Genomic DNA, 20447 nt, shown 5'->3' on the forward strand with positions numbered 1-20447 from the left:
AGTTCAACCGCCGGCCATCGCGCCGAGCACGATGAACGGCTCCTTGCCGGCGACCACCTCCTCCGGCAACGGGTCGTCCGGCGACTCGTTCGACAGGTCGCTCTCGCAGGCGTAGAAGCGGACGAACGGCCGGCGCTTGCCGCTGTGCCGGTCACGGATCGTGCCGAGCAGCATCGGGTACGCGGCCTCCAGCGCGTCGAGCACCTCCCGCTGGGTCGGCGGGCCGGCCACCTCGACGCGTACCTCGCCGGTGACGTGCGCCAGATTCTTCAGGTGTGCCGGCAGCACCACCCGGATCACGGCAGCACCTGGACCTCGACGGAGAGCACCGCCGGCAGGTCCCGCACGATCGACGCCCAGGTGTCACCGCCGTCGGCCGAGTGGTAGACCTGGCCGCCCGTGGTGCCGAAGTAGATGCCGCACGGGTCGAGCGTGTCGACGGCCATCGCGTCGCGCAGCACGTTGACGTAGCAGTGCGACTGCGGCAGCCCTTCGGTCAACGGCTCCCAGTGCTCACCGCCGGTGCGGCTGCGGTAGACACGCAGCTTGCCCTCCGGCGGGTAGTGCAGCGAGTCGCTGGTGATCGGCACCACGTAGACCGTCTCCGGCTCGTGCGCGTGCACCGCGATCGGGAAGCCGAAGTCCGACGGCAGGTCGCCGCTGACCTCCCGCCAGTTCCCGCCGGCGTCGTCGGTACGCATGACGTCCCAGTGCTTCTGCATGAACAGCGTGTCCGGCGCGGACGGGTGCTGGGCGAGGCGGTGCACGCAGTGCCCGACCTCCGAGTCCTCGTCGGGGATCTCCCCCGAACGCAGCCCCTTGTTGATCGGCAGCCAACTCGTGCCGCCGTCGTCGCTGCGGAACGCACCGGCCGCCGAGATGGCCACGTAGATGCGGTTGCGGTCGGCCGGGTCGAGCAGGATCGTGTGCAGGCACATGCCGCCCGCGCCGGGCTGCCATTCCGGACCGGTGGGGTGCTGGCGCAGCGCGGTCAGCTCCGACCACTTCCCGCCGCCGTCGGTGGTGACGTAGAGCGCCGCGTCCTCACCGCCCGCGTACACGGTGTCCGGGTCGTGGCGGGACGGCTCCAGGTGCCAGATCCGCTTGAACTCCCACGGCCGGGGCGTGCCGTCGTACCAGAGGTGCTGCCCCACCTCGCCGGTGTAGGCGAAGTCGTTGCCCACCGTCGCCCAGGTGCGGCCGCCGTCGTCGGAGCGCTGGATCAACTGCCCGAACCAGCCGCCGGACTGGGAGGCGTACAGCCGGTCCGTGTCCACGGGGGAACCGGTCAGGTGGTAGATCTCCCAGCCACCGAAGTGGGGGCCGTCGACCGTCCAGTCGTCGCGCCGGCCGTCCGACGTCAGGATGAACGCGCCCTTACGTGTGCCGACAAGTACCCGTACACCGCTCATGTGATCCTCCGTTGCGAGTCTTCTCCCCGGGTCTGACCGTGCGTCGCGGCGAAACTCATCGCTGTCTACTCCACAGGTACGACATCCGGCGGCACCGCCGGCGCGGCCGGAGTGTCGGAGGTCACGGTTAGCCTCCGCCCATGACCGGCCCCGCGGACGTTCCACCCGCCTACCTCGACCGCCTGCGCCCGCTCTGCCGCGCCCTGCCGGAGACCCACGAGGAGCCGGCCTGGGTGGGCATCCGCTGGCGGGTCCGCGGGCGCACGTTCGCCCACGTCTACACCGTCGGCCCCGGGCACCCGGCCGCGGGCGCGCGGGCCACGGCGACCGGCGAACCGGTCTGCGTGCTGACGTTCCGCTCCCCCGGTGACGAGATCGCCGGGCTGCTCGCCGCCGGCCCGCCGTTCTTCCCGCCGGGGTGGGGCACCGACGTGGTCGGCCTGGCCCTGGACGCGACGACGGACTGGACCGAGGTCGCCGAACTGCTCACCGAGAGCTACTGCATGCTGGCCCCGAAGAAGCTGGTCGCGCGGGTCGACCGGCCCGGGTGAGCCCTCGCCGGTCAGCCGAGCTTCTTGCGCAGCGTCTCGAACGCCAGATCGGACCGCAGCGGCACCCCGAAGCGCTCGTCGCCGTACGGGAACGGGATCAGCTCGCCGGTGCGCACGTAGCCGCGCCGCTCGTACCAGGCGATCAGGTCGTCGCGCTGGACGATCACGGTCATCCGCATCTCACCGGCGTGCCACCGCTCGGCCGCGTACCGCTCGGCCTCGGCCAGCAGGTCCCGGCCCAGGCCGCCGCCCTGCCGGCCGGGGGCGACCGCGAACATGCCGAAGTAGACGTGGTCGTCGCGGCGCTTGAGCTGGCAGCAGGCCACCGGCTCACCGCCCTGCTCGGCGACCAGCACCACGCCGTCCGCACCGGTGACCGCCGCGGTCACCATCTCCGCGTCGGTGCGCTGCCCGGCCAGCAGGTCCGCCTCGTGGGTCCACCCCTGCCGGCTGCGGTCGCCCCGGTACGCCGACTCGATCAGGTCGACGAGGACGGCCACGTCGCCGGGCCGGGCGACCCGGACGGTACGGGAGGCGGGGCTGGTCATGGCGTTTCTCCACGGTCGCGGCGGCGTACCGCCTCAGCGTACGCAGGCAGGCGTTCCGGCCGGCGGCCGGGACAACCGGTGCCGGCGATGCGTGCTTCACTGCCCGGCATGGAGACGACCATCGGCGCCGCGCGCCTGCCCGCGGTGCTGGACCTGCCGGCCGGGCCGGTACGCGGCGGCCTGGTGGTGCTGCACGGCTCGCACGCGGGCGGGCGCTCCCACTTCCTCTACGCGCACCTGGCCCGGCTGTTGCCCCCGGCCGGGGTCGCGGTGCTGCGCTACGACCGCCGCCGCCCCCGGGTCGACGGGCACGACGTGCCGCTGGCCGAGCAGGCCGAGGACGCCTGCGCCGCGCTCACCGAGCTGCGCCGGCATGTCGGGGCGGCCCCCGTCGGGCTCTGGGCTTTCAGCCAGGGGGCGTGGGCGGCGACGCTCACCGCCACCCGGTGCCCGGTCGAGTTCCTGATCCTCGTCGGGTGCAGCGGGGTGAGCCCGGCCGCGCAGATGCGCTACGGCACCGCCGAGCAACTGCGCCGGCACGGTTACGGGGCAGCCGACCTGGCGGAGCTGGCCCGGTTGCGCCGGATGGCCGAGGGTTTCCAGCGCGGCGAGGTGTCCCGGCCGACGGCACAGGCGGCCGTGGACGCGGCCGCACAGCGACCCTGGTTCCCGCTGGCGTTCCTGCCCGAGGAACTGCCGGAGACACCTGGCACCTGGGCCGACATGGACTACGACCCGGCGCCGGTGCTGGCGCGGCTGAACTGCCCGGTGCTGCTCTGCTACGGCGAGACGGACGCCTGGATCCCGATCGAGGACAGCCTGGCGGTGTGGCGCCGGGTGGCCCGGGACGCCGACCTGACGGTGGCCCGGCTGACCGGTTGCGACCACGCCCCCACGCTCGGGCAGACCGAAGACCCGGACAGCGTCAGCCCGCAGTACGAGCAGGCCCTGCTCGGCTGGCTGGACCGGCTGTTCCGCCGGCCGGCCGAGCCGACCCACCGGCCCGGTGTGGACAGCCCGCTGCCCGTCTTCGAGTTCGCCTTCCCCGGTCCGCTGCGCGACCAGCTGGTCGCCGCGGTGCTCGACGGCAGCAAGACCACCACCACCGCGCTGCGCAAGGACTACGAGATCGACGGTGAGCCGCTGCCGGCCGTGGGCACCCGCTCGGTCGTGATCGACTCCGCCGAGCGGCCGGTGGCGGTGATCGAGCTGGTCGAGGTCCGCGTCGCCCGCCTCGGCGAGGTGGACCTCGACCACGCGCGGGCCGAGGGCGAGGGCCACCGGTCGGTCGCCGCGTGGCGCGCCGGCCACGAGGAGTTCTGGCACGGCGCGGACTACCGCGGCTGGCTCGGCGATCCCGGGTTCACCGTGGACGACGACACCCTGGTCGTGCTGCAACGCTTCCGCCTCGTCGAGAGACGTCGACCGGCGTGAGCGGGCCTCGGCCGGGCCGGGGTCAACCCGCGGCGAGCCAGGCACGCAGGCGCGCGCCGTGCTCGTCCAGGCCCGGCGGTGGCAGCTCGTAGCGGGGCGGGCGGGCCGACAGCCCGATCGGATGCCGGATCCCCGGCACCCCGTCGACGGTCACCACCGGCTCCAGCCCGAGCCGGTCGGCCAGGGCGACCCCGTCCGCGACCGAGTTGATCGGGCTGCACGGCACGCCCGCCGCGCGCAGCTCGGCGAACCACTGCGCGCTGCCGCGCCGGGCCAGCGCCGCCACCAGCAGCGGGCGTAGCTCGTCGCGGTGCGCGACCCGGTCGGCGTTGCGGCCGAACCGCTCGTCGTCGGCCAGCCCCGGCACCCCGAGCACCCGGCAGAGGGTACGGAACTGGCGATCGTTGCCGGCGATCACCACCAGTTCGCCGTCGGCGGTGGGCAGCGGCTCGTACGGCATGATGCTCGGGTGGGCGTTGCCCATCCGGTGCGGCACGACGTCCCCGGCGACGTGCGCGCTCGCGTGGTTGACCAGCCCGGACAGGGCGGAGGAGAGCAGGTCCACGGTGACGTGCTGGCCACGCCCGGTCGACTCGCGGTGGCGCAGCGCGGCGAGGATCCCGACCGTGGCGTGCAGCCCGGCGATCACGTCGAACACGGCGACACCCGCCTTGAAGGGCTGCCCGTCGGCGTCCCCGGTGAGACTCATCAGCCCGGCGGCGGCCTGCACCATCAGGTCGTACCCGGGCAGGTCGGCGCCCCCGGCGGCGCCGAAGCCGCTGATCGAGGCGTAGACCAGGCGGGCGTTGCGGGCGGTGGCCGTGTCGTGGTCGAGGCCGAAGCGGCGCAGCGCGCCCGGCCGGAAGTTCTGGATCAGCACGTCGGCGCGGTCGGCCAGCCGGTGGGCGAGCCGCAGGTCGTCGGCGTCGGCCAGGTCGAGGACCAGGGACCGCTTGTTGCGGTTGACCGACAGGTAGTAGGTGGAGACGTCGTCGCGCACCGGCGGGCGCCACCCCCGGGTGTCGTCGCCGCCTGGCGACTCCACCTTCACCACGTCCGCGCCGAGGTCGGCCAGGAGCATCGTCGCGTACGGCCCGGCGAGGACCCGGGAGAAGTCGGCGACGAGTATCCCCTGCAACGGTCCCGCCATGCCGCCCCCTCCGCCACCGGCCACCACGATGACACAACAGTCGACCGCACGCCCCGAGGGGTGGCCGGCCCGGTGCGACCCGGCTACGGTCACGAAGGACGCCGGCGCCGGACCGTCGGCGACCGCGAGGGGGACGGCCCGTGCCGCTGCTGAACTGGCTTGCCAAGTGCACCGACGAGCGTCCGGACGCGGTCCGGGTGGGCGAGCACGGCCTGTCCTGGGTGGAGTTGCGCCGGGCGGCCGCCGCCGTGGCCGACGACGTGCGCGGGGCGTCCCGGGTGGCGGTGCCGGCCACGGCGAGCCTGCAGACCGTGGTCGGTGTGGTCGGCGGGCTGCTCGCCGGCGCGGCCGTGGTGCCGGTGCCGCCGGACGCCGGGCCCCGGGAACGCGACCACATCCTGCGCGACTGCGACGCCGACGTGCTGCTGGCGCCGCCGGACGCGCCGGCCGTCGAGGGCCCGTCACCGCCGGTGGTGCCGGTGGACCTGGTCCGACGCTCGGACCGGCGCCACCCCGAGCCGGACCCGGCGGGCACCGCGCTGATCCTCTACACCAGCGGCACGACCGGCGCGCCCAAGGGCGCGGTGCTGTCCCGCCGCGCGGTCGCCGCCTGCCTGGACGGGCTCGCCGACGCGTGGGCGTGGACACCTGACGACCTGCTGGCGCACGGCCTGCCGCTGTTCCACGTGCACGGCCTCGTGCTCGGTGTGCTCGGCCCGCTGCGCGTCGGCAGCCGGTTGCGGCACGTCGGGCGCCCCCACCCCGAGCGGTACGCGGCGGCGGGCGGCTCCCTCTACTTCGGCGTACCCACGGTCTGGTCGCGGGTCGCGGCGCAACCGGCGGCGGCGCGGGCGCTGCGCGGCGCCCGGCTGCTGGTGTCCGGCAGCGCCGCGCTGCCCGAGCCGGTGTTCACCGCGCTCACCGGGCTGACCGGTCACCGGCCGGTGGAGCGGTACGGGATGACCGAGACGCTGATCACGGTCAGCGCACGGGCGGACGGCCCCCGGCGGCGGGGCACGGTGGGCGTGCCGTTGCCGGGCGTGTCCACCCGGGTGGTGGACGAGCGGGGTACGCCGCTGCCGGCCGACGGCACGGCCATGGGCGAGCTGCACGTGCGCGGCGACACGCTCTTCGACGGCTACCTCAACCGCCCGGACGCCGACACGGCGGCCCGGACGGACGACGGCTGGTTCCGCACCGGCGACATCGCCACGGTCGACCCGGACGGCGCGCACCGCATCGTCGGCCGGGCGGCCACCGACCTGATCAAGAGCGGCGGGTACCGGATCGGCGCGGGCGAGGTGGAGGACACGCTGCTGGCCCATCCGGGCGTGCGGGAGGCGGCCGTGGTCGGCACGCCGCACCCCGATCTGGGGCAGCAGGTCACCGCGTACGTGGTCGGCGACGGGGTGGCCGAGGCCGAGCTGATCGATTTCGTGGCCCGGCACCTGTCGGCGCACAAACGGCCCCGGCAGGTGCGGCTGGTCGACGCGCTGCCCCGCAATGCCATGGGCAAGGTGCAGAAGAACCGGTTGACCGAGGTGTGACCGACACCCCGCCGGGAACCAGCCCCACCGCCCGGACGACTATCCCTGCATGGCGTGTGAGCAGTGGCGGGAGATCCTGTCGGCCGGGCTGGACGGTGAGGCGTCCCGGTCCGAGACCGAGCCGGCCGAGGAGCACCTGAGCGGTTGCGCCGGCTGCCGGGCCTGGTTCGACGCGGCGACGGCGGTCACCCGGCGGGCCCGCACCCGCCTCGCCCCGCCAGTGCCCGACCTGGTCGACGCGGTGCTGGCCGCCGCGCCGGCGCCCCGGCCGACCCGGCGGCGGGTCGCGCTCGGGCTGCGTGGCGTGCTCGGCCTGCTCGGCGCGGTGCAGCTCGTCCTCGGGCTGGCGCAGATCGGCCGGGAGGCCGTGGTGGCGCACGCGCACGCCTCCGGCCAGCACCTGTGGCACGAGTCGGCGGCGTGGAACGTGGCCGTCGGCGCCGGGTTCCTCTACGTCGCGGCGCGCCGCTCCACCCCGTCCGGCCTGCTGCCGATGCTCAGCGCGTTCGTGGCCACGCTGGTCCTGCTGTCGGTCAACGACCTGATCACCGGGCAGGTGGCGGTGACCCGGCTGGTCAGCCACGGGTTCCTGCTGGCCGGCTGGGCGGTGATGCTGGTGCTGTCCCGGCCCGGTTGGCGCCCCGGCGACACCCCACCCGGGCGGGGCCGGTCGGGCGGCTCGCGCTGGGCGTTGCGTGCCGAGGAACCGACGCCGCCGCCGCTGCGGCTGGTGCCGCCCGGCCCGTACCCGGCGCAGGCCCGCGACCGCCGCGCCGCCTGAGGCTCCCCCCGGGCGGCCCACGGCGCGGGCCGGGCGGGCCGGGTCAGGCGGGTTGGGGGGTGAGCAGGTAGTCCCCGTCGTCCGGGCTCCACCGCAACTCCACCACCCCGCCCGTCGCGGCGTCCTTGCAGAACTGCAGGAAGCTGCGGTAGCCGAGCTTCTTCTCGCTGAAGTCGGGGCGGGCCCGCCGGAGCTGGTCCTTGAGCCCGGACAGCGCCACCGTGCCGCCCTCGGCGGTGAGGTCCGCCACGACCGAGCGGAGCAGGTCGAACGCGACCTCGCGGCCACCGCGCTCGGGCAGGGAGACCTCCGGGTCGCCCTTGGCCGGCCCGGCGGCCAGTTCCACCACGTTGTGCTGGGCCAGGTGGCGCAGCAGTTCCCCGAAGGTGCGGAAGCCGTAGTCGGACTCGCTGAACGTGGGGTCCTTGCGCAGCAGTGCCCGCTTCAGGCCGGAGGCGGTGACCTCGCCGCTGGAGCTGCCCTGCATGCCCGCGACGGTCTGCACGAGCTGCACGGCGAGCGTGTCGACGTCGCGCGGTGACTCCTCGGCGGTCGGCGCGGTCTCCACCGGCGGCTCGGGTGCCGGCTCGGGTGCCGCCGGTCCGGTCGACCGGGCCGGGCGGGTCCGGCGGGCGGGGGGCGGCGACACGTCGACGCCTTCCAGGCGGTCATAGTAGAGGAACTCGTCGCAGGCCGGCGGCAGCAGCGCCGACGTGGACTTCTCCACCCCGACGCCGATCACCCGCTTGTTGAGTTCGCGCAGCTTGTGCACGAGCGGGGTGAAGTCGCTGTCGCCGGTGCAGATCACGAACGTGGAGATGTAGCCCCGCTCGAAGGCCAGCTCGACCGCGTCCACGGCCATCTTGATGTCGGCCGCGTTCTTGCGCGAGGCGCCCATCCGCTGGGGGATCTCGATCAGCTCGACGTGCGAGCGGGTGAGCATCCGCCGGTCCTCGTCGAAGTACGACCAGTCCGCGTACGCCCGGCGCACCACCACCCGGCCGCGTTCGGCGAGCGCGTCGGCGATCGGCCGGAAGTCGAACGGCCGTCCGCCGTGATGGTCCCGTACACCCAGCGCCAGGTTCTCGTAGTCGAGGAACAGCGCAATCCGGTCTTCTTGATCCACGCTGCCAGCCTAGCCGTGCCGGACCGTCGGGCCGGTCACCGCCGCTCGTTGCGGTAGACGGTCTCCCGGCGGGCCACCCGTTGGATCGCGTAGCTGGCCACCAGCAGCAGCAGCGCCAGCACCACCTCGACACCGGCGACGGTGCCGCTGGCGACGGTGAGGCCGAGCAGCAGCAGGATCAGCCCGGCCACGGCCAGCAGGCCGGCCAGCAGCAGGCGGTTGCGTCGTCGCGCCGACCGGTCGGCGCCCTCTGCGTCCACCCGCGTCCGCCTCTCACCGGCTCCCCGGCTCGATCGTAGGCGGGGAGCGCCCCGGCGGGGGCCGATTGCGCCACGTCCCGGGGGCCGCACGGATCGCCGTGCGGCCCCCGGGCACCGGGTGACCGGCGGGGGTGGTCAGTGGATCGGCACCGTCGGACGCTGGTTCGTCCCCTGCGCGCCGTCGAGCAGGTGCGACGGTTCCCGTCGACGGGGCAGCAGAGCGGCCGGGACGAAGGTGAGCAGCACCAGCGCGAAGGCCACCCAGAAGGTGGTCGCGAAGGAGTTGGCGGCGAAGTCGAGGCCGCGCTCGATGAGCGTCGGTGGCACCGGGAACTGCTCGGTCAGCTCGGGTCGCTGCTGCGCGGCGATGGCGAGCTGCGCCTCGGTCAGCGGCGCGCCGGTGCCCGGGTCGGTCGCGCCGGGGATCACCCGGGAGCCGTTCAGCTCGTTGGTGAGGATGACCGACATGATCGCGGCGCCGACCGATCCGCCGATTTGCTGGAGGATGTTGACCAGCGTGGAGCCGCGGGCCACCTCGGCGGCGCTCAGCGTCTTCAGCGCCGAGGTCATGATCGGCATCATCGTGCCGCCCATGCCGAGACCCATCACGAACAGCGAGCCGCAGAGCAGCCAGTAGGACGTGTCGGTGTCGACCTGGGTGAAGGTGAAGAACCCGGCCCCGATGAGCACCAGCGCGAACGGCACGGTCCGGCCGACCGGCACCCGGTCGGCCAGCATCCCGGCGATCGGCATGGTCAGCATCGCGCCGATGCCCTGCGGTGCGATGAGCAGACCGGCGGTCAGCGTCGTCTCGCCGCGCACCTGCAGGAAGTAGCTGGGGAACAGCAGGCCGGCGCCCATGAACGCGACGATGAAGACGAACATGGTCACCGCGGCGACGGTCAGGTTGCGGTTGCGGAACAGCCGCAGGTCGAGCAGCGGGTGCCGGGGGCGGAACGAGTAGAGCACGAAGGCGACCACGAGCACTGCGCCGGCCAGCATCGGCAACCAGACCTCGGTGTCGGTGACCGTGCCGGCCTCGGGCAGCGTGGAGATGCCGTAGAGGAACAGGGCCAGACCCGGGGAGAGCATCAGCATGCCGAGGAAGTCGAACGACTCGGACGGTTCGGGGCTGTCCGCGGGCAGCGCCACCTGGGCGTAGATCAGCGCGACCACGCCGATCGGCAGGTTGATCAGGAAGATCCAGTGCCAGCTCGCCACGTCGATCAGCCAGCCACCGAGGATCGGACCGGTGATCGGGCCGAGCAGCATCGGGATGCCGAGCACGGCCATCAGCCGGCCGATCCGGTGCGGACCGGCGGCCCGGGTCATGATCGTCATGCCGAGCGGCATCAGCATGCCGCCGCCGAGGCCCTGGACCACGCGCCAGGCGATCAGCTCACCGATCGAGTCCGCGGTGGCGCAGAGGCCGGAGCCGATGGTGAACAGCGCCAGCGCCACCATGTAGAGGCGTTTCGTGCCGAACCGGTCCGCAGCCCAGCCGCTGAGCGGGATCACCGTGGCCAGCGCCAGGGTGTAGCCGGTCATGGTCCAGGCCACCCTGGCGTACGTGGCGTCGAACTCGCTCTGGAATGTCGGCAGCGCCACGCTGACCACGGTCACGTCGAGGATCGACATGATCGCGCCGAGCACGACCACGCCCGCCACCTTGAGCACCGCGGCGTCGAGTTTCGTCGACGTCGCGACGGGTTGCTGGGTCACAGACAATCTCCTGGTCCGGGTACGAGCAGGCGGTGGCGGTGCCGCGCGTCGTCGGGACGCGGGCGGAACGTGGCGGGGCGACGTCCGGCGAGAGTCTAACGATCACCGCCGACGTGGCGCGGGGATTTTCGGCCGGCGGGACGCGGCGCGGTGCGGCGTAGCCGGCTGGGACCGCCCGGCTGCGCCGCGGTGCAACCGCCGGGCTGCGCCGCGGTGCAACCGCCGGGCTGCGCCGCGGTGCAACTGCCGGGCTGCGCCGCGGTGCAACTGAGCGGCTGCGCCGCCGTGGGCAACTCCCGCCCGGTCAGAGCTGCTGCCACAGCGCCGGCACGTTCGGCGGTTCCCATCCGGTGAGCGCGGTGTGCGCCTGGCGGCAGCGGTAGCTGCGACCGCCGTAGGTGACCGTGTCGCCGACCTGGTACGTCCGCCCGGCGCTCCAGGCGCCGGCGGGCGGCGGCGTGCTGGTCCGGGTGGGCGTCGGCGTGGGCCCGGCGGTCGGGGTGGGTGACGGCGTCGGGGTAGGCGACGGGGTCGGGGTGGGCGACGGGGTCGGGGTGCCGCCGCCGATCTGCAGGTCGACGCAGGAGTAGAACGCGTTGGCGGTGTCCGCGATGTTCCACACGGCGAGCAGTTTCTGCCGGCCGGAGAAGCCGCCGAGGTTCACCGTGTGCGACACGGTGGCGTCGGGTTGGCGGCCGCCGCCGTCGACCACCGCGACCCGGGTGCCGCCGATCCAGTACTCCCAGTTTGCGGTGGCGTGCCGGGCGGTGTTGGTCCAGGTGACGGTGGCCGTGCTGCCCACGGTGGTGGCCGGCCAGGCGCGGCTGTCGTCGTTGAGCACGGCGAACTGCGCGATGCCGGCGTGGCAGGTCCGCAGGCCCCGGGGGCCCTCGACGCTCTGCGGCTCGTACCTGATCTGTCCGCAGTCGGGCACCCGGTTCTGCGCGCAGAGCGCCTGCCGGCTGGGTGGTGTGGAGACGTATCCGTGGGCCTGGGCGGGGGCGGCGAGCGCCAGGGTCGCGGTGACCGCACCGGTGGTGAGCAGGGAGAGGATGACCCGTCGTCGCATGTGGCACCTCCGTCGAGTGAGGGGAACGGGTGCCATGACAATAAATTAAACATTGTTAACAGTAAAGGTTGTTGTCTATAGACTGAGCCTTGAGCGGTCGGCCCGCCGCGTGTGATCCTGAGACGTCGATGGCTCACCGCGGGAGAGCCGACCGTCGTTCCACTGGGCATCCCGGCGCCGGCGACGGCACCCGGGAGGACGACGCCGCAGGTCCGGGCCTCCGCCCGTCGTCGCCCCACCCTGTCGAAGGACACCCCGCATGAGGAGATCCCTGCCACGCGTACGCCGCACCATCGCGTACGCGGCGAGCCTGCTGCTGCTCACCACCGCCCTCACCGTCGCCGACCCGCCCCGGGCCGGAGCCGCCGCCGACCCGGTCGCGGTGACCGTGAACGCCCGCGCCGGGCTGGCCACCGTGCCGGACACCGCGCTCGGGGTCAACCACGCCATCTGGGACGCGCAACTGGGCAGCCCCGAGACGTCCGACCTGCTCAAGGCGGCCGGCGTGAAGATGCTGCGCTATCCCGGCGGGTCGTACGCCGACATCTACCACTGGCAGACGCACACCGCCCCCGGCGGCTACGTCGCGCCGAACACCGACTTCGACACGTTCATGGCCGGGGCCCGCCGGGTCGGCGCCCAACCGATGATCATCGCGAACTACGGCACCGGCACGCCCGCCGAGGCGGCCGCCTGGGTCCGGTACGCCAACGTCACCAAGGGCTACGGCGCGAAGTGGTGGACGGTCGGCAACGAGAACTACGGCAACGGCCACTACGGCTCGGCCTGGGAGGCCGACGACCACCCGGACAAGAGCGCCACCCAGTACGCCCGCCTGGTCGTCGAGTACGCCGACGCCATGAAGGCGGTCGACCCGAGCATCAAGGTGGGCGCGGTGCTCACCATGCCCGGCAACTGGCCCGACGGCCTCACCGCCGGCGCGGACCCGGGGCCGTGGAACCAGACGGTGCTCTCCCTCGCCGGCCCGAAGATCGACTTCGTGGACGTGCACTGGTATCCCGGCGGCACCCCCGCCGAGTCGCTGGCCCGCACCGCGCACCTGCCCGACGCCGCCTGGCTGCTGCGCCAGCAGATCGCCCGGTACGCGGGCCCGAACGCCGACCGGATCGGGATCAGCCTCACCGAACTGAACGTGGACGCCGGCCGCACCACCGCACCCGGCGCGCTGTTCCTGGCCGACGCCTACAGCGGCCTGCTGGAGCAGGGCGTGTTCACCGTGCAGTGGTGGAACGTGCACAACGGCATCGGCACGGTCTCCGAGGTGGCCGGGCAGACCGACTACGGCGACTTCGGGATGCTGTCCAGCGGCAACTGCGCCAGCGACGGCGAGGTGTGCCAGCCGCCGTTCAACACGCCGTTCGCGCCGTACCACGCGCTGTCCATGATGAACCTCTTCGCCCGGCCGGGCGACCAGTTCGTGCGCGCCGGCACCGACGCGGCGACGGTCGCCGCGCACGCGGTCCGCCGGCCGGACGGCAGCCTGGCGGTGCTGCTGCTCAACAAGGACCCGGACACCGCCCACCCGGTGACCGTGGACTACGCCGGTTTCACCCCGGCCGACGAGGCCCCCACCGTGCACACGCTGACCAACGGCGCCACCGGCATCAGCACCGGCCGCACCGGCAGCGCGGACACCCGCACGCTGCCGCCGTACTCCCTGACCACGCTTGTGCTGCGACCGGCCGGCAGCTCGGCCGGGCGGCCCGGCGCACCGGGGGTGCCGACCGTCGGCGCGGTGACCGACAGGTCCGCGACCATCTCCTGGCCGGCGGCCACGCCGGGCGCCGCGCCGATCGCCAAGTACGAGGTGCACCGGCAGTACGGGGCGGTCAGCGAGCAGCTCGGCGAGACCGCCGGCACCTCGCTGACCGTGCGCAACCTGGAGCCGGGCACCCGCTACACGGTGAACGTGCTGGCCCGGGACACCGCCGGCCGGGTGTCCTGGTCCTCCCCGCCGCTCACCTTCGTCACCGGCAGCCCGGCCGAGAGCACCTGCGCGGTCCGGTTCCACAACGACAACGACTGGGGCAACGGGTACGTGGGCGGTGTCGACGTCATCAACACCGGCCCGGAGACGGTGGACGGCTGGACGCTCACCTGGGCCTGGCCCACGACCTGGCAGCGGGTGGACAGCGGCTGGAACGGCACCTTCACCCAGGAGGGCCGCACCGTCCGGGTCACCCCGACCGCGGACAACCGCCGGCTCGCCCCCGACGGCGGCAGCACGAGCGTCGGTTTCGTCGGCGCGTACGGCGGGCCGAACGTACCGCCGGGCGTGTTCCGCCTCAACGGGACGGTCTGCACCGTCCGCTGAGCGCCCGGTCGACCCCGTGCGGTCAACCCCGCCCGGGTGGCCGGAGCCGGACGTCGGCCGCCGCCTGGACCTTCGCTGTCCGGCGGTGGCCGGCGCGGCGCGGGGACGGCACCACGTGCGGGCGCGGTGGCGTGGCCGGTGCGACCGGCGGCAGCGCTGCGGGCTTGGGCAGCACCGCCAGGATCAGCCCGAGCAGCGCCACCGCGACCGCCCCGTCGACCCAGTAGTGATTGCCGGTGCCCACCACCACCAGCATGGTGACCAGCGGATGGGCCAGCCACAACCAGCGCCACCGGCCGGCGGTGACCGCCGCCAGCGCCAGCGCGACCGCGAACGCCCAGCCCACGTGCAGCGACGGCATGGCCGCGTACTGGTTGCTGAGTTGGTCGGACTCGGGTGGGCCGTAGACGCTCGGCCCGTACACGCGGCCGGTGTCGACCAGGCCGGTGAGCGCGGTCAGCCGCGGCGGCGCCAGCGGGATCCACACGTGCAGCACCAGCGCGGCGGCGGTGAGCGCTGCGAGCGCCCGCCGCAGACGCAGGTAGTGGGCGGGTCGGCGCAGGTAGAGCCAGACCAGGCAGAGCACGGTGGCCGGGAAGTGCACGTATGCGTAGTAGCTGTTGGCCAGTTGGGCGGGCAGCTCGGACAGCAGCGGTGCCTGCACGAGCGCCTCGTCGGGCAGCCGCAGCATCCGTTCCAGCTGCCAGGTCCGCTCGCCGTTGGCCAGCGCGGCGGCGGCGTGCCCGGCCACCAGCTGCCGGGCGCCCTTGTAGGCGAGGAAGAGCACGGCGACCAGGGTCAGCTCGCGGCCGGCCCGTCGCCACGCGCCGGCCCGCGCGGATGCGGGCTGCGTGATCTCCACGGCTCCTCCTTCGGTGCCTCCCGGCACGGACCAGGGCCGTCGCCGATCGGCGACGGCCCTGGTGGTTCGATCTCAGCGGCGGGCGCGTTCCTCCCGGTGGGCCGGGTCGGCGTCCACATCGTCGAAGGCGGGCGCCCCGTCGACGGCGTCGGCACCCACCGCCACCGACCGGCCGGGGTCCGGCAGGTCGAGGCTGGACCGCAGGGTGACCGGACGCAGCAGCAGTGCTGCCACGATACCCACCACCGCAATGGCGGCCGAGATGAGGAAGATGTGCCCGGTCGCGTCCCCGTACGCGGCCCGCACGATCTGCTTGACCGGGTCGGGCAGTGCGTCCAGGTTGAGCGTGCTGCTGCCGCCGGCGCCGGAGGTGGGGATGCCGGCCGCGGCCAGGTCCTGGGTGATCCGGTCGCTGACCCGCCGGGCCAGCACCGCGCCGAGCACGGACACGCCGATGGTGCCGCCGAGTGAGCGGAAGAACGCCACGGTGGCGCTCGCCGCGCCGATGTCCTTGAGCGCGACGGTGTTCTGCACCGCGAGCACCAGGTTCTGCATGGTCATGCCGACGCCGATGCCGACGAGGAACATGGCGATACCGACGATGACGAGCGAGGTCTCGTGGTCGATGGTGCCGAGCAGGGCGAACCCGGCGACCAGCACGACCGCCCCGAACACGATGTACGGCTTGACCTTCCCGCTGGCGGTGATCATGCGACCGGCGACGATCGAGGAGACCAGCACGCCGGCCATCATCGGGATGGTGAGCAGGCCGGCCTCGGTCGGGCTGTAGCCACGGCCGATCTGGAAGTACTGGCCGAGGAAGACCGCGCCGCCGAACATCGCCATGCCGACCGCGAGGCTGCCCAGGATGGCCAGGGCGGTGGTGCGCTCACGGACGATGTGCAGCGGCACCACCGGCTCGGCGGCGCGCGACTCCACCCAGACGGCGAGCGCGAGCAGCAGCACCGATGCGCCGAGCATGGCGGCGCTGGGCCAGGAGATCCAGGCGAACGAGTCGTCGACGAAGGAGATCCAGATCAGCAGCACGCTGACCCCGGCGGCGATCAGGCCGGCGCCCAGGTAGTCGATCTTGACGTTCTCCCGGCGCGCGGTGGGCAGGTTCAGGGTGACCTGGAGCAGGAACAGCGCGACGGCGGCGACCGGTACGCCGACGAAGAAGCACCAGCGCCAGCCGAGCCAGGAGGTGTCGACGATGAGGCCGCCCAGCAGCGGGCCGCCGACGGTGGCCACCGCCATGACGCCGCCGAGGTAGCCGTTGTAGCGGCCCCGCTCGCGCGGCGGGATCATGGCGGCGATGGCGACCTGGACCAACGCCTGCAGACCGCCGACACCGATGCCCTGGAAGGCTCGGGCGCCGATGAGCTGACCGGCGCTCTGCGCGAAGCCGGCCGCCATCGAGCCGACGAGGAACACCACGATGGCGACCTGGATCAGCAGCTTCTTGCTGAACAGGTCGGCGAGCTTGCCCCAGATCGGGGTGGTCGCCGTGGCGGTGAGCAGGGTGGCGGTGACCACCCAGGTGTACTGGGTCTGCGAGCCGTTGAGCGATCCGATGATCTTCGGCAGGGCCGTCGAGACGACGGTGCCGCTCAGCATGGCCACGAAGAGCACCAGCAGCAGGCCGCTGAGTGCCTCCAGCGTCTGCCGGCGGCTCATGGGCGCGGCCTCGGCCGTCGCGGTGGGTGCGCTCATACGCGCGTCCTCCAGTGTGCTTCGATGGGGAGTCACTCGCTTGGTTGCCTCAAGCAATCAACACTAAACCCTTCCCGTTGGGCAAGTTTGCCCAGTGAGAAATCAGTCACGTAACCTGGGCCGCATGGAGGAGTGCGTCGGGCTACGGGAACGGAAGAAGGCGGCCACCCGCCAGGCGTTGCACGAGGCGGCGCTGCGCCTGGCCGTCGAGCACGGCCCCGACCGGGTCACCGTCGAGGCCATCGCCGACGCGGCGAACGTGTCCCGACGGACGTTCTCCAACTACTTCTGCGGCAAGGAGGAGGCGCTCTTCCACGGCGACACGCTGCGGCTGCGCCAGCTCCTCGCCCAGGTCGCCGACGAACCGGCGGAGCTGCCGCCCTGGGCCGCGCTGACCCGGGCCGTGCTGGCCCAGGCCGAGGAGGGCTACGACGACCCGGCCGAACCCTGGCTGAGTCGACGCCGGCGGCTGCACGGGCATCCCACCCTGGTCGCCCACCAGGTCGCCGCGTACGCGGCGATCGAGCGGGAGCTGGCCACCGAGCTGGCCGGCCGGCTCAGCGGGCCGGACGCGCCGCTGCGGTCGCGGATCGTCGCCGCGACATTCCTGGCCTCGCTGCGCGTCGCCGCGCAGGAATGGCTCGGCCACCCGGACCGGCCGCTGCGCGAGGTGCTGCGCGACGTGCTCGCCCACGCCGCCCCGACAGCCGGCTGATCGCCGCCTCACCGGTCGGCAGGTCACCCGGCGGTCGAACCGGACACACGCTCTGACCTGGGCTGACACACTCGCCCGGTGGGTGGTGACAGATGGCGCAAAGGGCTCGGGGCGGCGGCCGGCGTCGCCCCGGCCACCCGGGTCGACAAGTTCGAGATCTTCTTCGACCTGGTCTTCGTGGTGTCGTTCTTCGTCATCACGCGCGCCACCGCCGCCGACGTGACCCCGCGCGAGCTGCTGCACGCGCTGCTGGTGCTGGCCGTGCTCTGGTGGTGCTGGGTGGTGCACAGCGCGGTGGCCGCCCGGCTGCGGCTGGGCGAGGGTTTCGTGCCGATTCTCATGGTGCTCGGCATGGCCGCGCTGTTCACCTTCGCGCTCGCCCTGCCGCAGACCTTCGGTGACCTTGGCCAGGGCAGCGCCGGGCCGATCCTGGTCACGGTCAGCTACGTGGTGATCCGGCTGGTGCACACCGGGCTCTACTGGTACGCCACCGCCGACGACCGGCCGGCCCGGCGCAAGCTGTGGCTGTTCCTGCCGGAGGCGGTGATCTCCTCCGGCCTGCTGCTGATGGCGGCGCTGCTGCCGACGCGGGTGCCGCCGGAGGTCGGCCCCTGGCTGCGCGACGGCCTGTGGATCGCCGTGGTGGTCACCCAGTACAGCAGCGGCCTGCTGGCCGGCGCCGACGGCTGGAAGATCACCTCCGCCGAGCACTGGACCGAACGGTACGACCTGATCCTCATCATCGCGCTCGGCGAGTCCGTCATCTCGGTGGGCGTCGGCGGCAACCTGCTCGGCCAGGCGGTGACCTGGCCGGCGATCCCGGCGGCGATCCTCGGCATCGTGTTCACCGCGGCGCTGTGGTGGGCGCACTTCGACATGATCGGCCCGGCCGCGCGGATCACGCTGCACGCCGCGCAGGGGCGAGCCCGGGTGGCGCTGGCCCGCGACGCGTACGCCTACCTCTACCTGCCCCTGATCGCCGGGGTGATCCTGTTCGCGATAGGCGCCGAGGAGTTGGTGCGGACCGTCACCGACCCGGCCGGTGGGGCGGTGGAGCGGGGGCACGGCCCGGCGGTGCCGATGCTCTTCGGCGGGGTGATGCTCTACTTCGCCGCCAACATGGCGTTCCAGTGGCGCGCGCTGCGCACCCTGTCGTGGACCAGGGTCGGCACGCTCGTCCTGCTGGCCGTGGTGCTGCCGGTCGCCGAGCGCCTGCCCGCGCTCGGCGCGCTGGCCCTGCTAACCGCAATCTGCGTGGCACTGGTCTGCGTCGAGCTGGTGGTGTTCGCCGACTCCCGGGTCGCGTTGCGGAGGCTGATCCATCAGGAGAAGGTCAGCGCGGAGGAGAGCGATGCCGCCTGGCGGGCCCGTTGGCGCGAGGACCCGCGGTGACCGGCATCGACCTTGACACAGGCCCTAGAGTCTCCGCGTGATCGAGATCGTCACCGAGGTCGACCTGTTCCACCCGCCCGCCCGGACGTGGCGGGCACTGACCGAACGGGCGCTGCTGGTCAAGTGGTTCGTCGATCGCACGCGGCACGCCGACCGGTGGGTGCTGTCCACCGCGGAGCTGCCCGGCTACGGCTCCGACACCGAGGTGGAGACCGTCGAGCTGCGCGCGCCGCACCGCCTGGTCGTACGTTGTCGCGAGACCGGCCGGGCCACCCGGCTGGCCTGCGACCTGACCCCCACCGGGCACGGCACGCGGCTCTCCGTACGGGAGGTGCTCGAAGAGGGCGACTGGGACGCCGAAGCCCGCGCCGCGCAGCACGAGCAGGCGGTCACCGGCCGGCTGCCGGCGATCCTGGACTGGTTGGCCTTCCAGCACGTGGACCTGCGTCGGGCCGAGGGTGGGCTGACCGCCGAGCTGCCCGTGGTCCGGCTGCTCGACGCCCGGCCCGCCCGACCCGGCCGGCGCCGGGCGGTGCTGGCGGGCGCGGTGACGCTGCTCGCCGCGGCCACCGGGGCGGCGGCGTGGGCGACAGGTGGCGGCCCCCGGGACACCCCGGGCGCGCCGGTGCCGTCGTCGTCGTTGGTCCTGCCCTCCCCCGGCACCCCCGCCGCCCGACCGACGACCGCGCGGCCCACAGCAGGTGCCACCAGCCGCAGCGCCTCGCCGTCGCCGTCCCGCTCCCTGCGCCGGACACCGAGCGCGACGCCCTCGGCGCCGGCGGCCGCCGTGCCGCTGAGCGCGACGTACGCCACCGTCACCGACCGGCTCTTCGGCTACCGGGGGGAGGTCGTGCTGCGCAACCCGAACCCGACCCCCCGTCCGGGCTGGGCGGTGGTCGTGACGCTGGCCCAAGGCGCCACCGTCGGCTCGGTCGAGGGCGCCGAGGCGACTCAGGTCGGGATGGTGGTGACGTTCACCGGCACCGCGCTGCCACCCGGCGGCGCCGCCACCATCCGCTTCGACGTGCGGGATCCCCGGCACGACGCCCCGCAGGCGTGCGCGGTGAACAGCGTCCCCTGCACCACCTCCTGATCGAACCGCACGGCCGGGCCGCATAGCGGAGATAGATCGATGTCATCACGGTTTGGTGACCATTGAGTTCTGTGGGAGCGCTCCCGTAACATCCCTGAAGCGGCTGTTAACGCTCACAAAACAAATCACCACCACCAATGCCCGGCCGCCCACCCGCAGGAGGTTGCATCATGCCCAGATCCAGATCAGCCAATGCCGTGCTGGCATCGGCCGGTGTCGCCCTGCTGGCGTCGGCATCGGTGGCCGCGGCGCTGCCGGCCGGCGCCGCGGCCGCCGGCTGCGCGGTGACCTACTCGGTGTCGTCACAGTGGCAGGGCGGCTTCGGCGCCAACGTCAACGTCACCAACCTCGGCGACCCGCTGACCAGTTGGACGCTCGCCTGGTCCTTCGGGGCCGGGCAGACCGTGACGCAGTCGTGGAACACCGACCTGACCCAGAGCGGCGCGGCGGTGACCGCGCGCAACGTCGGCTACAACGCAGCGGTCCCGACCAACGGGACCGTGCAGTTCGGCTTCAACGGCGCCTGGACGACAAGCAACCCGCCGCCGACCAGCTTCGCCCTCAACGGTGTGACCTGCACCGGCGGCACCAGCACGCCGACCAGCGGCCCGACCAACTCGCCCAGCCCGACGAACTCACCCAGCCCGACGACCCCGGCGCCGACGACGCCGCCGCCGGGTGGGACGTGCAGTCTGCCGTCGTCGTACCGGTGGTCGTCGACGGGTGTGTTGGCGCAG

Annotated in this window: 19 protein-coding genes; 9 read left to right on the top strand and 10 right to left on the bottom strand. The window is 73.4% G+C overall.

Annotated features, from left to right (window positions below; translation table 11 throughout):
• Nucleotides 1-3: 3 nt before the first annotated feature.
• The gene (locus ACLQ2X_RS03810; protein WP_425679496.1) at nucleotides 4-300 is read right to left on the bottom strand and encodes a MoaD/ThiS family protein; all 297 of its coding nucleotides are present in this window, start codon (nucleotides 298-300) and stop codon (nucleotides 4-6) included.
• Complete coding sequence (locus ACLQ2X_RS03815; protein WP_425679497.1) at nucleotides 297-1412, bottom strand: WD40/YVTN/BNR-like repeat-containing protein; 1116 nt, start codon at nucleotides 1410-1412, stop codon at nucleotides 297-299. Before ACLQ2X_RS03815 ends, ACLQ2X_RS03810 begins: the two co-directional genes overlap by 4 nt.
• 140 nt (nucleotides 1413-1552) lie before the next feature.
• On the opposite strand from ACLQ2X_RS03815, the gene ACLQ2X_RS03820 reads away from it, so the two are divergent.
• On the top strand, nucleotides 1553-1963 hold the full coding sequence (locus ACLQ2X_RS03820) for an MmcQ/YjbR family DNA-binding protein (RefSeq protein WP_425679498.1): 411 nt from the start codon (nucleotides 1553-1555) through the stop codon (nucleotides 1961-1963).
• An 11-nt stretch (nucleotides 1964-1974) separates the two neighbouring features.
• Here the strand turns inward: ACLQ2X_RS03820 and ACLQ2X_RS03825 are convergent, their stop codons facing one another.
• Nucleotides 1975-2511: a GNAT family N-acetyltransferase gene (locus tag ACLQ2X_RS03825; protein ID WP_425679499.1), complete on the bottom strand. Its 537-nt coding sequence runs from the start codon at nucleotides 2509-2511 to the stop codon at nucleotides 1975-1977.
• A 1008-nt stretch (nucleotides 2512-3519) separates the two neighbouring features.
• Here ACLQ2X_RS03825 and ACLQ2X_RS03830 point away from each other — a divergent pair.
• On the top strand, nucleotides 3520-3945 hold the full coding sequence (locus tag ACLQ2X_RS03830; protein ID WP_425679547.1) for an ASCH domain-containing protein: 426 nt from the start codon (nucleotides 3520-3522) through the stop codon (nucleotides 3943-3945).
• Nucleotides 3946-3967: 22 nt separating this feature from the next.
• Here ACLQ2X_RS03830 and ACLQ2X_RS03835 read toward each other — a convergent pair whose 3' ends face one another.
• A complete protein-coding gene (locus ACLQ2X_RS03835; RefSeq protein WP_425679500.1) occupies nucleotides 3968-5095 on the bottom strand; it encodes a CaiB/BaiF CoA transferase family protein in 1128 nt (375 codons plus the stop codon).
• 140 nt (nucleotides 5096-5235) lie between these two features.
• Here ACLQ2X_RS03835 and ACLQ2X_RS03840 point away from each other — a divergent pair, with 140 nt between their 5' ends.
• Nucleotides 5236-6642, top strand: coding sequence for an acyl-CoA synthetase (locus ACLQ2X_RS03840; protein ID WP_425679501.1), 1407 nt, complete (start codon nucleotides 5236-5238; stop codon nucleotides 6640-6642).
• 49 nt (nucleotides 6643-6691) lie between these two features.
• Nucleotides 6692-7423: a zf-HC2 domain-containing protein gene (locus ACLQ2X_RS03845; protein WP_425679502.1), complete on the top strand. Its 732-nt coding sequence runs from the start codon at nucleotides 6692-6694 to the stop codon at nucleotides 7421-7423.
• Nucleotides 7424-7466: 43 nt separating this feature from the next.
• Here ACLQ2X_RS03845 and ACLQ2X_RS03850 read toward each other — a convergent pair whose 3' ends face one another.
• From ACLQ2X_RS03850 to ACLQ2X_RS03865, 4 genes are all read right to left on the bottom strand, one after another.
• Entirely contained in the window at nucleotides 7467-8549 is a 1083-nt protein-coding gene (locus ACLQ2X_RS03850) for an NYN domain-containing protein (RefSeq protein WP_425679503.1), read from the bottom strand.
• Between the two features lie 35 nt (nucleotides 8550-8584).
• A complete protein-coding gene (locus tag ACLQ2X_RS03855; protein WP_425679504.1) occupies nucleotides 8585-8809 on the bottom strand; it encodes a hypothetical protein in 225 nt (74 codons plus the stop codon).
• Between the two features lie 135 nt (nucleotides 8810-8944).
• The gene (locus tag ACLQ2X_RS03860) at nucleotides 8945-10531 is read right to left on the bottom strand and encodes a DHA2 family efflux MFS transporter permease subunit (RefSeq protein ID WP_425679505.1); all 1587 of its coding nucleotides are present in this window, start codon (nucleotides 10529-10531) and stop codon (nucleotides 8945-8947) included.
• 304 nt (nucleotides 10532-10835) lie between these two features.
• Nucleotides 10836-11600 carry a lytic polysaccharide monooxygenase gene (locus ACLQ2X_RS03865; RefSeq protein WP_425679506.1) on the bottom strand — a complete coding sequence of 255 codons (765 nt, stop codon included), beginning with the start codon at nucleotides 11598-11600 and terminating at the stop codon, nucleotides 10836-10838.
• A gap of 259 nt (nucleotides 11601-11859) precedes the next feature.
• Here ACLQ2X_RS03865 and ACLQ2X_RS03870 point away from each other — a divergent pair, with 259 nt between their 5' ends.
• Complete coding sequence (locus tag ACLQ2X_RS03870) at nucleotides 11860-13935, top strand: cellulose binding domain-containing protein (protein ID WP_425679507.1); 2076 nt, start codon at nucleotides 11860-11862, stop codon at nucleotides 13933-13935.
• 22 nt (nucleotides 13936-13957) lie between these two features.
• On the opposite strand, the gene ACLQ2X_RS03875 is transcribed toward ACLQ2X_RS03870, so the two are convergent.
• Both ACLQ2X_RS03875 and ACLQ2X_RS03880 read right to left on the bottom strand, forming a co-directional pair.
• Nucleotides 13958-14797, bottom strand: a complete 840-nt coding sequence (locus tag ACLQ2X_RS03875) for a phosphatase PAP2 family protein (RefSeq protein WP_425679508.1) — start codon at nucleotides 14795-14797, stop codon at nucleotides 13958-13960.
• A gap of 72 nt (nucleotides 14798-14869) precedes the next feature.
• On the bottom strand, nucleotides 14870-16510 hold the full coding sequence (locus ACLQ2X_RS03880) for an MDR family MFS transporter (RefSeq protein ID WP_425679509.1): 1641 nt from the start codon (nucleotides 16508-16510) through the stop codon (nucleotides 14870-14872).
• Between the two features lie 124 nt (nucleotides 16511-16634).
• Between ACLQ2X_RS03880 and ACLQ2X_RS03885 the strand changes: the two genes are divergently transcribed.
• The 4 genes from ACLQ2X_RS03885 to ACLQ2X_RS03900 form a co-directional block, all read left to right on the top strand.
• Nucleotides 16635-17225, top strand: coding sequence for a TetR/AcrR family transcriptional regulator (locus ACLQ2X_RS03885; protein ID WP_425679510.1), 591 nt, complete (start codon nucleotides 16635-16637; stop codon nucleotides 17223-17225).
• Between the two features lie 78 nt (nucleotides 17226-17303).
• Nucleotides 17304-18617: a low temperature requirement protein A gene (locus ACLQ2X_RS03890; protein ID WP_425679511.1), complete on the top strand. Its 1314-nt coding sequence runs from the start codon at nucleotides 17304-17306 to the stop codon at nucleotides 18615-18617.
• A gap of 37 nt (nucleotides 18618-18654) precedes the next feature.
• Nucleotides 18655-19710 (top strand): SRPBCC domain-containing protein, encoded by a 1056-nt coding sequence (locus ACLQ2X_RS03895; protein ID WP_425679512.1) that lies wholly within the window; start codon nucleotides 18655-18657, stop codon nucleotides 19708-19710.
• Between the two features lie 170 nt (nucleotides 19711-19880).
• Nucleotides 19881-20447: cellulose binding domain-containing protein (locus ACLQ2X_RS03900; RefSeq protein WP_425679513.1), on the top strand; the 567-nt coding region annotated here is incomplete at its 3' end.

It is taken from the genome of Micromonospora sp. DT31 (genome assembly GCF_049841795.1).
Taxonomy (GTDB): Bacteria; Actinomycetota; Actinomycetes; order Mycobacteriales; family Micromonosporaceae; genus Micromonospora.

Bases quoted from the DNA above. Each gene is read 5' to 3' on its own strand.
- ACLQ2X_RS03815 (WP_425679497.1), bottom strand. From the start codon at position 1,412: ATGAGCGGTGTACGGGTACTTGTCGGCACACGTAAGGGCGCGTTCATC.
- ACLQ2X_RS03880 (WP_425679509.1), bottom strand. From the start codon at position 16,510: ATGAGCGCACCCACCGCGACGGCCGAGGCCGCGCCCATGAGCCGCCGG.
- ACLQ2X_RS03820 (WP_425679498.1), top strand. From the start codon at position 1,553: ATGACCGGCCCCGCGGACGTTCCACCCGCCTACCTCGACCGCCTGCGC.
- ACLQ2X_RS03825 (WP_425679499.1), bottom strand. From the start codon at position 2,511: ATGACCAGCCCCGCCTCCCGTACCGTCCGGGTCGCCCGGCCCGGCGAC.
- ACLQ2X_RS03870 (WP_425679507.1), top strand. From the start codon at position 11,860: ATGAGGAGATCCCTGCCACGCGTACGCCGCACCATCGCGTACGCGGCG.
- ACLQ2X_RS03835 (WP_425679500.1), bottom strand. From the start codon at position 5,095: ATGGCGGGACCGTTGCAGGGGATACTCGTCGCCGACTTCTCCCGGGTC.
- ACLQ2X_RS03845 (WP_425679502.1), top strand. From the start codon at position 6,692: ATGGCGTGTGAGCAGTGGCGGGAGATCCTGTCGGCCGGGCTGGACGGT.
- ACLQ2X_RS03885 (WP_425679510.1), top strand. From the start codon at position 16,635: ATGGAGGAGTGCGTCGGGCTACGGGAACGGAAGAAGGCGGCCACCCGC.
- ACLQ2X_RS03865 (WP_425679506.1), bottom strand. From the start codon at position 11,600: ATGCGACGACGGGTCATCCTCTCCCTGCTCACCACCGGTGCGGTCACC.